The sequence below is a fragment of the Tardiphaga sp. 42S5 genome (assembly GCF_034044155.1).
Classification (GTDB): domain Bacteria; phylum Pseudomonadota; class Alphaproteobacteria; order Rhizobiales; family Xanthobacteraceae; genus Tardiphaga; species Tardiphaga robiniae.
Map to the genome: position 1 here is coordinate 1394651 of NZ_CP139027.1, position 13172 is coordinate 1407822.

The 13172-nt window shown below is 60.7% G+C and carries 13 protein-coding genes; 6 read left to right on the forward strand and 7 right to left on the reverse strand.

What is annotated here, in order from left to right:
- Positions 1-60: 60 nt before the first annotated feature.
- The 3 genes from SFY93_RS06480 to SFY93_RS06490 all read right to left on the reverse strand — a co-directional run bounded on the left by SFY93_RS06480 (position 61) and on the right by SFY93_RS06490 (position 3715).
- On the reverse strand, positions 61-2052 hold the full coding sequence (locus tag SFY93_RS06480; protein ID WP_320446466.1) for a carbohydrate porin: 1992 nt from the start codon (positions 2050-2052) through the stop codon (positions 61-63).
- A 410-nt stretch (positions 2053-2462) separates the two neighbouring features.
- The gene (locus SFY93_RS06485; RefSeq protein WP_068733822.1) at positions 2463-2723 is read right to left on the reverse strand and encodes a hypothetical protein; all 261 of its coding nucleotides are present in this window, start codon (positions 2721-2723) and stop codon (positions 2463-2465) included.
- 170 nt (positions 2724-2893) lie between these two features.
- A complete protein-coding gene (locus SFY93_RS06490; protein WP_320446467.1) occupies positions 2894-3715 on the reverse strand; it encodes a creatininase family protein in 822 nt (273 codons plus the stop codon).
- A gap of 88 nt (positions 3716-3803) precedes the next feature.
- Between SFY93_RS06490 and SFY93_RS06495 the strand changes: the two genes are divergently transcribed.
- From SFY93_RS06495 to SFY93_RS06520, 6 genes are all read left to right on the forward strand, one after another.
- The gene (locus SFY93_RS06495; RefSeq protein WP_320446468.1) at positions 3804-4826 is read left to right on the forward strand and encodes an ABC transporter substrate-binding protein; all 1023 of its coding nucleotides are present in this window, start codon (positions 3804-3806) and stop codon (positions 4824-4826) included.
- An 8-nt stretch (positions 4827-4834) separates the two neighbouring features.
- On the forward strand, positions 4835-5641 hold the full coding sequence (locus tag SFY93_RS06500; RefSeq protein WP_320446469.1) for an ABC transporter ATP-binding protein: 807 nt from the start codon (positions 4835-4837) through the stop codon (positions 5639-5641).
- A 56-nt stretch (positions 5642-5697) separates the two neighbouring features.
- Complete coding sequence (locus SFY93_RS06505; protein WP_320447707.1) at positions 5698-6474, forward strand: ABC transporter permease; 777 nt, start codon at positions 5698-5700, stop codon at positions 6472-6474.
- On the forward strand, positions 6474-7457 hold the full coding sequence (locus tag SFY93_RS06510) for a 2-hydroxyacid dehydrogenase (protein ID WP_320446470.1): 984 nt from the start codon (positions 6474-6476) through the stop codon (positions 7455-7457). Before SFY93_RS06505 ends, SFY93_RS06510 begins: the two co-directional genes overlap by 1 nt.
- Positions 7458-7474: 17 nt before the next feature.
- Positions 7475-8164 carry an AprI/Inh family metalloprotease inhibitor gene (locus SFY93_RS06515; protein WP_320446471.1) on the forward strand — a complete coding sequence of 230 codons (690 nt, stop codon included), beginning with the start codon at positions 7475-7477 and terminating at the stop codon, positions 8162-8164.
- Positions 8165-8431: 267 nt separating this feature from the next.
- Positions 8432-9127, forward strand: a complete 696-nt coding sequence (locus tag SFY93_RS06520; protein WP_320446472.1) for a tetratricopeptide repeat protein — start codon at positions 8432-8434, stop codon at positions 9125-9127.
- A gap of 15 nt (positions 9128-9142) precedes the next feature.
- On the opposite strand, the gene radC is transcribed toward SFY93_RS06520, so the two are convergent.
- The 4 genes from radC to SFY93_RS06540 form a co-directional block, all read right to left on the reverse strand.
- On the reverse strand, positions 9143-9862 hold the full coding sequence (radC, locus tag SFY93_RS06525; RefSeq protein WP_320446473.1) for a RadC family protein: 720 nt from the start codon (positions 9860-9862) through the stop codon (positions 9143-9145).
- 97 nt (positions 9863-9959) lie between these two features.
- Positions 9960-10787: a type I methionyl aminopeptidase gene (gene map / locus SFY93_RS06530; protein WP_320446474.1), complete on the reverse strand. Its 828-nt coding sequence runs from the start codon at positions 10785-10787 to the stop codon at positions 9960-9962.
- Positions 10788-10918: 131 nt separating this feature from the next.
- Positions 10919-11632: a DNA/RNA nuclease SfsA gene (gene sfsA, locus SFY93_RS06535; protein ID WP_320446475.1), complete on the reverse strand. Its 714-nt coding sequence runs from the start codon at positions 11630-11632 to the stop codon at positions 10919-10921.
- 5 nt (positions 11633-11637) lie between these two features.
- Positions 11638-12960, reverse strand: a complete 1323-nt coding sequence (locus SFY93_RS06540) for a mechanosensitive ion channel family protein (protein ID WP_175368541.1) — start codon at positions 12958-12960, stop codon at positions 11638-11640.
- Positions 12961-13172 lie beyond the last annotated feature (212 nt).

Below are 13172 nucleotides of genomic sequence, written 5' to 3' on the forward strand. Positions count from 1 at the left end.
ATTATCGTAGCCCGGATAGCGCTGCGCTCATCTCGGCTACAAACGGCGCAGGATGTGTCGTCAGAACTCGCCGTGCAGCCGGCCTGAGAAGATCGAGACCGGCCCGCGATCCTTGTTGTAGGCAGGGTTCGCAATCAGCTGGTAGTCGGCCGTGAGGGTGAAGTTCTTGTCGATGGCATAGGCGTAATAGGTTTCGAGGATGCGCTCGGTGCCGTAATTCAGTCGTCCGTCGCCGATCAGGAGTCCGTTGCCGCCGGCGGCGAGGAAGTCGCGATGCGCAGCGGACAGGCCGTTGATCGCGCCGCCAAGGCCGATCGTGTCATTGGCGCGGCCCCAATGGCTACCCTTGATCGAGATGCCGGCAGAGACGCTGCGGTCGATATCGGTGAAGGACAGGATCTCGTTCTGGCCATCGTTCCAGCTGACGCGCCCGAAGATGCCAACGTCAGTGGCAACCTGCTGCTCACCGTTGACGTAGAAGCCGTATTTATCGCTGGCCCGGCGGATCGAGGACATCACGTCGTTGATATCCAGCGTGGGATCATTGGCCTCGATCGCCAGCGCGCCGCGATAGCTTCCGGTATTGCCGCGATTGATGAAGGCACCGACGCGCAGCTTGCCGGGCTGGTCGAAGATCTGGTGACGCTCCTCGAATTCGACGACCGCGCCGCCAGTCTTGAACGTCAGGACGTCGTTGTTAGGCTGCGCCGGCACCTGAAACAGGCCGGCTCGGATCGCCCAGTCCTTGCGGTTCAGTTCAACGATGGCGCCGCGGGTGAAGCCCGGCAGATCGGCTGGAAAATCGTAAGCGGCCGATGACCACATCGCCCAGTTCATGAAGTCGGCGCGCGGATCCTTGGCGTAGGAATTGCCATCGAAGAAATCACCCACCGCGAAGCGTCCGACCGTGAGTGTGATGCGGTCGATATCGCGCTTGCCAGCCAATTGATTGGCGGCGTCGGGAACGTCTTCCTGTTCGCCGCCGAGGCCAAGCGTCTGGCGGAAGTAATAGCGCTGCATGCGAAAGCGTGGAAACGGCGCGCCGCCCTTTTGCGCCTCGCCATTGGGGAAGCCGGCGAGGCCGAGCGTGGAGTTGAGGCCGAAGCCCTGCGCCAGCTCGGGATTGAGATAGAGCTCACCGCCCTGCCACAGTCGCCAGCCGAGAAACGCCGTCGTTGTAAAGGTCTCGCGGCCTTGGCCGCCGCCGGGAAGGCTGTTGGTGCCTTCATAGGGCGAGCGAATCCGCGGATAGGCGGACGCGATGAAGGTGGTCTGGGCGTGAACGTTCCAGTCTGTCGATTCCGGCAGCACGGTCTTGCCGACGATGGGGGCTGACGGCAACCATGGCGGCGTGCCCCACAGCCGATAGTTCAAGCCGACTTTGACGGTGTGAATATTCGGATCAACGCTCACATTCGGCAGCCCGGCATTGCCGAGGTCATAGGTCTGCCGCATCAAATCGAGATAGGCGTATTCGACCTTGGCCGTCCAGTTACCGCCGACAGCAAATTCGACTCCCGCGCCAGCGGTCCAGCCGAAATGGGTGCGGGTCGCCGATGATATGAGGTCGCCGTCGGCATCATTGAGATTGAGCTTGGTGCGCCCCCACGCCACGCCACCGGTGACGTAAGGCATCAGCGCGCCGAAGGCGTAGCCGATACGGCCGCGTGCGGTCGCAAAATAATCGAAGGTCGTATGGAAAGGCTCTGGCATCAACCGCGCAGCGTCTTGCGGACTGCTGAACGTGGCGTCGGCCTCGAAGCCCAGCACGACGTTGTTGCTGAGCTGCCTGTTGTAGCCGATCTGGTAGCCGCCGATCAGGCCGGTCGGCGAAGGCGGCAGGAGAACGCCCTGCGCGGGCAGCGCATTGCTGCCGGGACCAAAGCTGCCGCCGCCATAGCCGATGTGACCGCCGAGATAAAACCCGGTCCAGTCGTAAACGGGCAGGTTGCGAGGTGCCTTCAGCGCCATGCCGGGCGAGATATCAGCCGCGATCGCGGAGCCTTCAAATGCCAGTGCACCCAGCGCGAAACCGGCCAGAATGCGCTTCATGACAATGCTCGCGGTCGGTCGGTGTACATCATGCGGCCGCCATCTCTCGCTCCAGGTCCTCGCCGATCATGCGACGAACCGTTTGATATTCCAAAAAAATAGCCGATTCGCCCATAACGTTGGGGGTATCGAGGGTCGTCATGAGACAAAACGAAACAGAATGAGCAACCTGTCGACTCCCTGACTATAATTGCAACTAATTCGCAATAGCAAGAAGCAGCTGGAGAAGCATGTTTCAGTGGCAGCCGATCATGACGGTTGGATAACAGCAGCTGGCCGGCACGGCTCGAAAGGCATTTGGCGAGCGCAAAAAAATGACCCGCTCGGGGGACAACCGAGCGGGTCTGGTGCGACACGGGGTGGATGAGGCGCCCGTGTCGGACGCAAATCCACGTCAGTCGATCAAGAGATTAGTAGTTGCAGGTCCGGACGCGGCCGACATAGTTGCCGTAGCCGTCATACTGGCGGACCCAACCGCAGCGATATCCGTAACCGTAATAGCCGTTGTTGGCGGCAATGGCGCTGCCGACGACTGCGGCGCCGACTACACCGGCCGCGATGCCGAAGCCGATGCCTGGGCCCTTGGCCTGAGCCTGCTGGGACGATGCCATGGTGCCGGCAGCGGTGAGAGCAACGAGAGCGAAAGCAGCAATCTTGGACTTGATCGACATGGGATAACTCCATCCTGTTTGAGCGCAGCCATCGTGGCTGCATGCCAATCAGTCGGAGCCCAAACGGATCGGGTTCGAGACCCGGTCGAACTATTTGGTTTCAGGATTGTGTCGTCATCCGCGCGGAATATGTCGTCGCGTGAATCGCGCAATCCGCGGTTAACCACATCTCACGTGCCGGCATCCGGCTCGCGATCAAACGCTGTCACGTCGAAGCGATGCATGTCCGCTAGCAATTCGCAGAAGGCCTTTGCGCCGTGGACGAGCAGCTTCTCGCCCTTGTCGGCTGATGCCTGCGTGGCGTCGCCAATCGCGCCGCTGGGATGGAGGTCTTCGGCCTGCCACGCGAATGGCGCGGGCCGGCTTGCCGACAGCCAGCGATAGGTCTTCTCCATCGCGATCGCTGACGACGCGAAGTTTGCGATCTTGTCGTTGCGCACATGCTGCGGATAGCGCGCCAGCATGATCGATGTCTCGACAGCGCCGCCATGAATCCCGTGACGCAGTTCGTCGTCCGAGAACAATCCATCCGGCGCACCGAACCGATTCCATCCGGTGGTGGCGACCAGCATGCCGTATTCGGCGCGCAGATCCTGCGCCGCGAGCGTCATCGCCGCGCTGTTGCCACCGTGGCTGGTGACGATCACGAGTTTCTGAACGCCGGCGCGCGCGACGCTTTCGCCGATGGCAGTCCAGGTCTGCAATGCGATCTCGGTCGGCAGGGTCAGCGTACCGGGAAAGGCGAGGTGCTCGGTTGAAATGCCCACAGGTTGAAGCGGCAGAAACGTCGCCGGAATATCGGCAGGCAGCAGGTGCTGGACCTCTGCAAGATAGGCCTCCGCAATCATGACGTCGGTGCCGAGGGGCAGGTGCGGTCCGTGCTGTTCGGTCGCGGCCAATGGCAGCACTGCAATCCAGGAGGCCGGATCGCTCTGGGCGATGTCGGGCCAGTGAATGGCAGTCCAGTCGCGGGGCGGCATGTTGGCAGTCATCGAGGTGCGTTTCTTTGGTCAATTTTGCAGGGTAGTCTGGCAGCAGATTGCTTCCTATCATGGGCCATAACGGTCGACGGAGTCCAATATGAGCCCGATATCCCTGCTGCGCGCGTTAACCATTGGCGCACTGGCCGTGATGGCCGCGTGGTCGCCTGCCGCGGCGGAAACCAGGCTCGACAAGGTCAGTTTCGGAACGAACTGGGTGGCCGAGGCTGAGCATGGCGGCTTCTTCCAGGCGGTCGCGGACGGCACCTACAAGAATTACGGGCTCGACGTCACCATCGTGCCGGGCGGGCCGAACGTGAACAATCGCATCCTGTTGATCTCGGGTAAGCTCGACTTCTTCATGAGCGCCAACACGCTGCAATCCTTCGATGCCGTCGCCAATAATGTGCCGGTGGTCGCTGTCGCCGCGATCTTCCAGAAGGACCCGCAGGTCTTTCTGGCGCATCCCAATCCCAAGGTGATCAAGCTCGAAGACCTCAAGCCGATGACGCTGCTGATCTCGAAGGAGGGCGTCGCCGGCTATTTCCAATGGATGCGATCCGAGCTTGGCTTCAGCGCGTCCAAGGTCAAGCCTTACACCTATAATGCGCAGCCTTTCATCGTCGACAAGAACAGCGCGATGCAGGGCTATGTCACGTCCGAGCCGTTCGTGGTCGAGAAGCAGGCCAATTTCAAGCCAACCGTGATGCTGCTCGCGGATTACGGTTTCGATGGCTATTCGACATTGATCGAAACGCGCCGCGAATGGGTCGACAAGAAGCCGGACCTTGTCCAGCGTTTCGTCGATGCCTCGATGATTGGCTGGTACAACTATCTCTATGGCGATAACAAAGCCGCCAATGAGGTCATCAAGAAGCTTAACCCGGAAATGACCGATGACCTGCTGGCCTATTCCATCGCCAAGATGAAGGAATACGGTATCGTCGACTCAGGTGACACGCTCAAAGAGGGTATCGGTGCGATGAGCGAAGCGCGTGTTGCCAGCTTCTTCGACAAGATGTCACGCGCAGGCGTGGTCAAGCGAGACATCGACTATCGCAAGGCCTATACGCTGCAGTTCATCAACAAGGGTGTCGGTCTCGATCTCCGGCCGAAGAAGTAGCCCGGCAGATGGTCGAACCTGCCTTGTCGTCGAGCGATGCCCCCACCGCCGTCCGCCTGCGCGGTGTCACGAAGGTCTATGACAACGGCACCGTGGCGCTGGGGCCGCTTGATCTCGACATTCGCAAGGGCGAGTTCGTCTCGCTGTTGGGCTCGTCCGGCTGCGGCAAATCCACCGCGCTGCGCCTGATCGCCGGTCTGATCGCGCCGTCTGCCGGCACTTTGGATGTGGCCGCACACAGGAGCGGTCACGCTATTGGCTTCGTATTCCAGGAGCCGACGCTGATGCCATGGAGCACGATCCGGGAAAATGTGCGACTGCCGCTGAAGCTGGCACATATGCCGGATGCGCAGTCGACGGCGCGGGTGGATGAGGTGCTCGCACAGGTCGGTCTCGCGGACTTTGCCGAAGCCTATCCGCGCGAATTGTCGGGTGGCATGAAGATGCGGGCGTCGCTGGCCCGCGCGCTGGTGACCGAGCCGGATATCCTGCTGATGGACGAGCCGTTTGCGGCGCTCGACGAGATCACGCGCTTCCGGCTCAACAACGACCTGCTGGCGCTATGGCGCGAACTCGGCAAGACCGTCATCTTCGTCACCCATTCGGTGTTCGAGTCGGTCTATCTGTCTCAGCGCGTTGTGGTGATGACCTCGCGACCTGGTCGCGTCAGCGCCGAACGCCGTATCGAATCCGCCGAACCGCGCGACGACGCGTTTCGCACCTCGATGGCTTATGCCGGCTATTGCCGCGATGTTTCGCAAGCACTGATGGCGGCCAGTGACGCGGCATTCAACGAGACAAAGGCGCGGGCATGAAAGGGCTGGAGCCACTGCCCACAGTCGATCGCGGTTCGGTCGTGCCGGGCAGCGATATGCAATGGCAGCGCATCGTCTGGCCGGTGGTCGTGTTCATCGCCGGAATCGTTTTGTGGGATCTCGTCGTCCGGATCGGCGAAATCCCGCCCTATCTGCTGCCCGGCCCCTTACTTGTTTTCAAGACGCTCATCGCCGACTGGCCGGTTCTGTCTGAATCCCTCGGTGTGACGCTTCTGACCGCGCTCGAAGGCTTCATCGCCGCGGCCATCGGTGGCATCGCGCTGGCGCTGTTGTTCAACCAGTCCAAATGGCTGGAATATTCGCTGCTGCCCTATGCCATCGTGCTGCAGGTGACGCCCGTCATCGCCATCGCGCCGCTGATGCTCATCTATCTGCCGCAGCAGACGGCCGTTGTTGTCTGCGCCTGGATCGTGGCGTTCTTCCCGGTGCTGGCCAATACGACGCTGGGCCTCAATTCGGTGGATCGCAATCTGGCCGGTCTGTTCCAGCTCTATCGCGCATCGCGTTGGCAGGTGCTGCGCTATCTGAAGCTTCCGGCGGCATTGCCATTCATACTTGGCGGATTGCGCATTGCGGGCGGATTGTCGCTGATCGGCGCGGTGGCGGCGGAAATCGCCGCAGGTGCGGCGGGCGCTGGTTCAGGCCTCGCCTATCGCATTTCGGAATCCAGCTATCGCCTCAATATTCCCCGAATGTTCGCCGCGTTATTGTTGCTGTCCGTTGCGGGGATTGTGATTTATATGCTGCTCGCGCTGGTATCCCACATTGTGTTGCGGCGCTGGCATGAGAGTGCACTGCGAAAGGAAAAATAATGGGGACGGGAATCTCTTCGGACAAGATCGACCTGCTGATCTACGGGCCAACGAAGCCGCTGATCAATAACGGTTTCTCGGATCAGTTCGTATTGCATAAATATGAAACCCAGCACGATCTCGAACGGCTGCCGGCGGGTGTGGCCGAGAAAATCCGCGGCATCGCCGTGACCGGCCTGGTGCCGACCAACAGCGCCGTGCTGGCGAAATATCCCAAGGTCGAGATCATCTCCTCGTTCGGCGTCGGCTACGACCACATCGACGCGAAATATGCCGCCGAGAACAACATTCTCGTCACCAACACGCCGGACGTGCTGACCGAGGAAGTTGCCGATACGGCGCTCGGCCTGTTCATCGCCACTGCCCGCGAATTCATCAAGGCGGATAAATATGTCCGTTCGGGCCTGTGGCTGACACAGCCTTATCCGCTCACGGTCGGCTCGCTGCGTGATCGCAGGGTCGGCATGGTCGGCATGGGCCGCATCGGTCAGGCCATCGCGCGCCGTCTCGACGCCTCGCTGGTACAGGTGGTCTATCACTCGCGGAACCCCGCGGCTGGCGTCTCGCACAAGCACTATCCGAACCTGATCGAGATGGCGAAGGCGGTGGATACGCTGATCGTCATTACGCCGGGCGGGCCGTCGACGGCTAATCTCGTCAATGCGGAAGTCATGCAGGCGCTCGGTCCGCGCGGCATCATCATCAATATCGCGCGCGGTTCGGTCATCGATGAACCTGCACTGATTGCGGCGCTCAAATCGGGTACCATTCTGGCTGCTGGCCTCGACGTGTTCGCGCAGGAACCGAAAGTGCCGGACGAGCTGAAGTCGATGCAGAACGTCGTGCTGCTGCCGCATGTCGGCTCGGCGTCGGTGGTGACGCGCAACGCGATGGATCAGCTGGTGGTCGACAACCTCAAGCTCTGGTTCGCCGGCAAGGCGCCGACGACGCCGATTGCGGAAACGCCGATAAAGGGGCGCTGATCGTGGGACACGCGTCGGTGCGCTGTCGATATTTTGCGCTGGCAGTTGCCGGCGTGATACTCGTCGGCGCACCGGCGCGAGCTCAGGATGCTGCCACCCTTCGAAGAAACATGATCGGGCAGTGGGAGCTCTCCACCACCGAACGCAGCAAGACCTGCGTGGTGACGCTGAAGAACGACACGTCGCCGCAGGGGCTGAAGCTCGAACTCGAACCGGATTGCGCGAAGGCGCTGCCTTTCACCAAGGATATCGCGGCCTGGAACATCAAGGGGCTCGATATCGTCCGGCTGCAGAATCCGACGGGCGAAGCGGTGATCGATTTCACCGAGGTGGAGAGCGGCATCTTTGAGGGCATTCGCACGGGCGAAGGTGTCTATATCCTGCAAAATCTGGCGGCGGCCCGCTCGCTGACCAAGTCGATGGACCAGATGATTGGCGACTGGTCGATGGTGCGCGGGAGCGGCCGCGTGGTCTGCGGTCTGACGCTGACCAATACCGAGACGACGCAGGATAACTTCGCCGTGTTCCTGAAGCCGCGCTGCGACCCCCTTGTGGCGAATTTCAATCCCAAGCAGTGGCGCCTCGAACGCGGCGAGCTGCTGATGATGTCAACATCCGGTGAGATCTGGCATTTCGAAGCAGACGACAATGCCCAATGGCGCCGCGTGCCGGATAGTGCCGATCCGCTGATCCTGCTGCGGCAGTAGGTCGTCCGCACACTCTCGTTTGTCGTCCCCGCGAAAGCGGGGACCCATAACCACGGCATGCGCAATTGTAACGGCGAGCCACGACGACAGCACTCCAAATGACGCCGCGGCGTGTATGGGTCCCCGCTTTTGCGGGGACGACGAGGAGAAGTCGTTGCCCGGATTGCGCCCTACGCATCAATCCGTCCGGTTCAAATCAGCTTCCTCGAACCTATTTCCGTTATGAGTGACCAAGATGAAATGGTTCAAACCCGATTGGAGGGTGAGATGAAATTTTTCGCCTTGGCTTTTTCGTGCCTTTTATTTTTCTCAATGCCTGCCAGTGCAAATGACGCAGACACCTTCAATGCAATGGTCGCATTGGCGAACAAGGGAGATGCAGAGGCGCAATATCATGTGGGCATGATGTACAATAATGGCATCGGCACACAACAGGATCGCAGGCAGGCCTTTGAGTGGTTTCAAAAATCGGCTGCGTTGAACGACCCGTTGGGAGCCTACAAGCTTGGTTGTTACTATGACGGGCAAGGCGCAGGCATCGTGGAGTCTGACACGGATCAAGCTTTAAAATATAAGCTTGTTTCTGCCGAAGCCGGCTACGCGCTTGCCCAGCACGATGTCGCCAATCTGTATGACAGGCGAGGAAATTCGGAAGAAGCGCTCAAGTGGTGGAAGAGGGCGGGCGATCAGGGATATCCCGGTGCACTCTTTGGTTTGTCCCGTTTGTATTCTGCCGGAAAAGGAACGCCAAAGGATCTGTCTTTGTCGTATGCGTATTTCAAACTCTCGAAGCTGGCGCCCGCGAAAAATGTGAATGAGATGGCTGCACTGTTGTCCGAACAAGAACTCAAGAACGCAGAAAAACTGGTGTCCGAATGGAAGCCGCGGACAACTGCTTTAACACTCAAGGCAAAGAGCGGCATTCGAGCAGCAGAAGAATACGTCAAAACCATCAAAAACTAAGTGTTCTGATTGGCCTTAGATCAGCCTCAGCCCCTTAAGGCTGGCATGGCCGTGCTTGCCGACGATGATGTGATCATGTACCGCGATGCCGAGCGGCGCGGCGACATCGATCACCGCCTTGGTCATCTGCACATCGGCCTGCGACGGTGTCGGGTCGCCGGAAGGATGATTGTGCACCATGATGATGGCCGTCGCTGACAGTTCGAGCGCGCGCTTCACGACCTCACGCGGATAGACCGGTGTGTGATCGACGGTGCCGACCTGCTGGACCTCGTCCGAGATCAACTGGTTGCGCTTGTCCAGGAACAGAATGCGGAACTGCTCCTTGTCGGCGAAGGCCATGGCCGTGCGGCAATAGTCGATCACCGTGGCCCATGACGACAATGCGGTGCGCTGTTTCAATTGCCCCTTGGCAACGCGGCTGGTGGCAGCAGCGATCAGTTTGATCTCGGTGATGGCGGCTTCGCCGAGGCCGCCGATTTCGCGCAGCCGCGTGTCCGGGGCATGCACGGTTTCGGCAAAGGAGCCGAACTTGGTGATCAGCGATTTCGCCAGCGGTTTCACGTCACGGCGCGGCAGCGCGCGGAACAGCACCATTTCCAGCAGCTCGTAGTCGCTCAGCGCATCGGCGCCGACGCTGCGAAAGCGCTCCCGCAGTCGCTCCCGATGGCCATGATAGTGCGGGGCTTCGGCAAGACCCGGCGGCGCAGTCGGATCGATGGGGCTGACGGGCATGTGGCGCAAACGCTCGCATGGACATTATCCGCGAGCATGCCGTGCCTGGCTGCATTTGCAACCAGAAAGTGTTCGATGTCGTGTGGCGATTTGAAGTTTAGGCGGCGGGCACGGGCGGCTGTTCGTTATGCCGCTTGGACAGCGTGAAAATCTCGACGCCGGTCGCCGTCACGCCGACGGTGTGCTCGAACTGCGCCGACAGCGACCGGTCGCGGGTCACGGCGGTCCAGCCGTCGGACAGAACCTTCACATGCGGCTTGCCGAGATTGATCATCGGCTCGATGGTGAAGAACATGCCGGGGCGCAAGGTCACGCCTTCGCCTGGGCGGCCGACATGGATGATATTCGGCTCGTCATGGAACATGCGGCCGAGGCCATGGCCGCAGAAGTCGCGCACCACGCTCATCTGCTGCGGTTCGACGAAGCTCTGGATCGCATGGCCGATGTCGCCGGTGGTATTGCCGGGCTTGACCACGGCGATGCCGCGCATCAGCGATTCATAGGTAACCTCGACCAGACGCTCCGCCTTGCGGGCGAGTTCGCCGACGCCATACATGCGACTGGAATCGCCATACCAGCCCTCGACGATGAAGGTGACGTCGACATTGACAATGTCGCCTTCCTTCAGCGCACGGTCGCCGGGCATGCCATGGCAGACCACGTGATTGATCGACGTGCAGGTCGAATAGCGATAGCCGCGATACATCAGCGTGGCCGGGAAGGCGCCATGGCTGAAGGCGAATTCGCGGACGAAGTCGTCGATCGCCGAGGTCAGCACGCCCGGCTTCACCAGATCGGTCAGCTCGTCCAGGCACTGCGACACCAGCGCGCCGGCCTTGCGCATGCCAGCAAAAGCGGCGGGACCATGCAGCTTGATCTGACCGGTTTTGCGCTGGGAGGTTTCGGAGGCTTCGACGTAGCTCATCAGGTGATCTTGCCAGGCAGGATGCGACGGGAATGTGTTATTTGAGGCCCCAATTTAATGGCTGGGGCGGTCAGCGCAAGCCAAAGCAGCCCCTCCGGGATCTCATCGCTCGGTTCCCAAGCCGGCCATATTCATGGCTGAATCGGCACTCGGCCGGCCAGAACGATGCTGCCGTGGTCGATCTGGCAGGTATAGGCGATGGCTTCGACGCCTGCGGCGCGGGCCTTGTCGAAGGCGCGGCCATAGGCCGGGTCGATATCCCGCGCCAGTGCAAAAGCCGTGGACGAGCCGATCTGGACCACGAACAGCATCATGGCCCGTGCACCCGCAGCGACCATGGCGGCCAGTTCGTCGAGATGACGGGCGCCGCGCGCGGTGACGGAATCCGGGAACTCGGCCAATCCGGGCTGGCGCATCATGTGGACGTTCTTGACCTCGACATAGCAGGGCGGCCGTGACGGGTGTTCCAGCAGGAAATCCACCCGCGATGCCGCACCATATTTCACCTCGCGGCGGATGATGTCGTAGCCGGTAAGTTCGGGGATCGCATTGGCGGCCAGCGCCTCGGCGACAATGGCATTGGGGTGCATCGTATTGACGCCGACCAGCTCCGGGCCATTGCCGAAATCGGCTTCGATCAGCTCCCACGAAAAAGGCAGCTTGCGGGTCTTGCTCGGTGACTTCGACAGCCAGACCCGCGCGCCGGCCGTCTGCAGGCCGAGCATCGCGCCGGGATTGGCGACATGGGCGGTGATCATGGTGCCATCGGCGAGCTCGACATCGGCAAGGAAGCGCTTGTAGCGCCGCAGCAGCGTCGCTGGAACCAGATCGGCCTGTAGCTTCATCGGAACTATTCCGGACCGGATGCGACTTCGACAATGGTTTCGACCGGTAGTGCACCGCCACGGATCTTCAGCTCGCGGACCGGATAGGGCACGCGGATGCCCTCACGCTTGAAGGCATCCCACAGTCCCAGCATCACCTCGCTCTTCACGGCATCCATGCCGTCGGGCGAGTCGATCCAGAAGGTCAGTGAGAATTTCATGCCGGCTTCGGCAAATTCGGTGAGGATGCAGTTCGGCGTCTTGGCCGTATTGGCCCGCGGCGATGCCGTTGCGACGTCGATAGCCAGCTTGCAGACGACGCGCGGATCCGCATCGTAATTGGCGCTGAAATTGACCTTCACTAGCGTGTCCTTGTCCGTATAGGTCCAGTTCACCACTTTCTGGGTAATGAGGTCCTCGTTGGGGATCAGGAACTCGCGGCCGTCGCCCGCGGCGACCGAGATGTAACGCGTATTCATCGCACTGATGCGGCCAGAGCTGTCGCCGATGGTGACGAGGTCGCCGGGCTTCACCGATTTGTCCGCCAGCAGGATCACGCCGCTGATGAAATTGGCGACGATTTTCTGCAGGCCGAAACCGATACCGACACCGACTGCACCGGAGAACACGGCGAGCGCCGAAAGGTTGATGCCGACCGCACCCATGACGAGAGCGACGGCGAACACCATCAAGAGCAGGCGCACCAGCTTGATCAGCAGGACCTGGATCGAGGGCGTGAGGTCATGGGATTGCCTGATCCGGCCTTCCAGAAAATTGCTGGCAATATTCGACAGCCATAGCGCTACCGCGAGCAAGACGCCGAGCTTGATCAAGAGTAGCGGGGTCAGCCGGAGGCCGCCGAGGTCGATCCCGTTCGCATCCAGCATGGTGATGGTCGGCTGCAACTGGCCGACAATGCTGAGGGCCGCCACGAACCAGGCCGAGATCGACACCAGCCGGACCAGGAATTCGTTACGGATCACGCTGGTGACAAGCCGGATCACTAGCCACGCGAGTGCAAGCTTCGCGGCCACCGACAGCAAATAGCTGCGGCTCGGCCATGTCACGCTCAGCATGATCACGCGGTCGAGGGTCATCAGGATCGCAAAGGCCGCGGTGGCTGCGCTGCCGACAAGAATGCGCATGAACATGCGCAGTGGCGCCGGCCAGCCCATCGCCAGCGAGGTCATATCGACCCGCGAGCGGATTGCGGCCCCGATGGCGAAGGCAATGCCACCACCGGCCATCATCAATCCGAGCTGCAGATAGAACCACGGCGAGGTTACCTCGGCGCCGAACGATCGTGCGGTTGCCAGCACGAATTCGTGGGTGTCGGTCAGGTCAAGCATCGCGCAGCTCTCGTCTTCGTGAATGTATCGTGTGGTGTGGAATCATCGCTGGACGGCGTATTTGATTCGGATGGGTAGAGATTCACACAAGCACCACGTCGACGCCATTGAGTGGAGCTTCTGCCTTGGGCAATTCCCGAGAAATATACCTGCAAATAGATATCACGCAGAAAACGTTTGGCGTCTCGGGATGACGACGATAAGCATGGATT

Coding starts and splice junctions, on each gene's coding strand:
- radC (WP_320446473.1), bottom strand. CDS start 9,862: ATGCCCGTCAGCCCCATCGATCCGACTGCGCCGCCGGGTCTTGCCGAA.
- SFY93_RS06505 (WP_320447707.1), top strand. CDS start 5,698: ATGCAATGGCAGCGCATCGTCTGGCCGGTGGTCGTGTTCATCGCCGGA.
- SFY93_RS06490 (WP_320446467.1), bottom strand. CDS start 3,715: ATGACTGCCAACATGCCGCCCCGCGACTGGACTGCCATTCACTGGCCC.
- SFY93_RS06540 (WP_175368541.1), bottom strand. CDS start 12,960: ATGCTTGACCTGACCGACACCCACGAATTCGTGCTGGCAACCGCACGA.
- SFY93_RS06520 (WP_320446472.1), top strand. CDS start 8,432: ATGAAATTTTTCGCCTTGGCTTTTTCGTGCCTTTTATTTTTCTCAATG.
- map (WP_320446474.1), bottom strand. CDS start 10,787: ATGAGCTACGTCGAAGCCTCCGAAACCTCCCAGCGCAAAACCGGTCAG.
- SFY93_RS06485 (WP_068733822.1), bottom strand. CDS start 2,723: ATGTCGATCAAGTCCAAGATTGCTGCTTTCGCTCTCGTTGCTCTCACC.
- SFY93_RS06510 (WP_320446470.1), top strand. CDS start 6,474: ATGGGGACGGGAATCTCTTCGGACAAGATCGACCTGCTGATCTACGGG.
- SFY93_RS06480 (WP_320446466.1), bottom strand. CDS start 2,052: ATGAAGCGCATTCTGGCCGGTTTCGCGCTGGGTGCACTGGCATTTGAA.
- SFY93_RS06495 (WP_320446468.1), top strand. CDS start 3,804: ATGAGCCCGATATCCCTGCTGCGCGCGTTAACCATTGGCGCACTGGCC.
- sfsA (WP_320446475.1), bottom strand. CDS start 11,632: ATGAAGCTACAGGCCGATCTGGTTCCAGCGACGCTGCTGCGGCGCTAC.
- SFY93_RS06500 (WP_320446469.1), top strand. CDS start 4,835: ATGGTCGAACCTGCCTTGTCGTCGAGCGATGCCCCCACCGCCGTCCGC.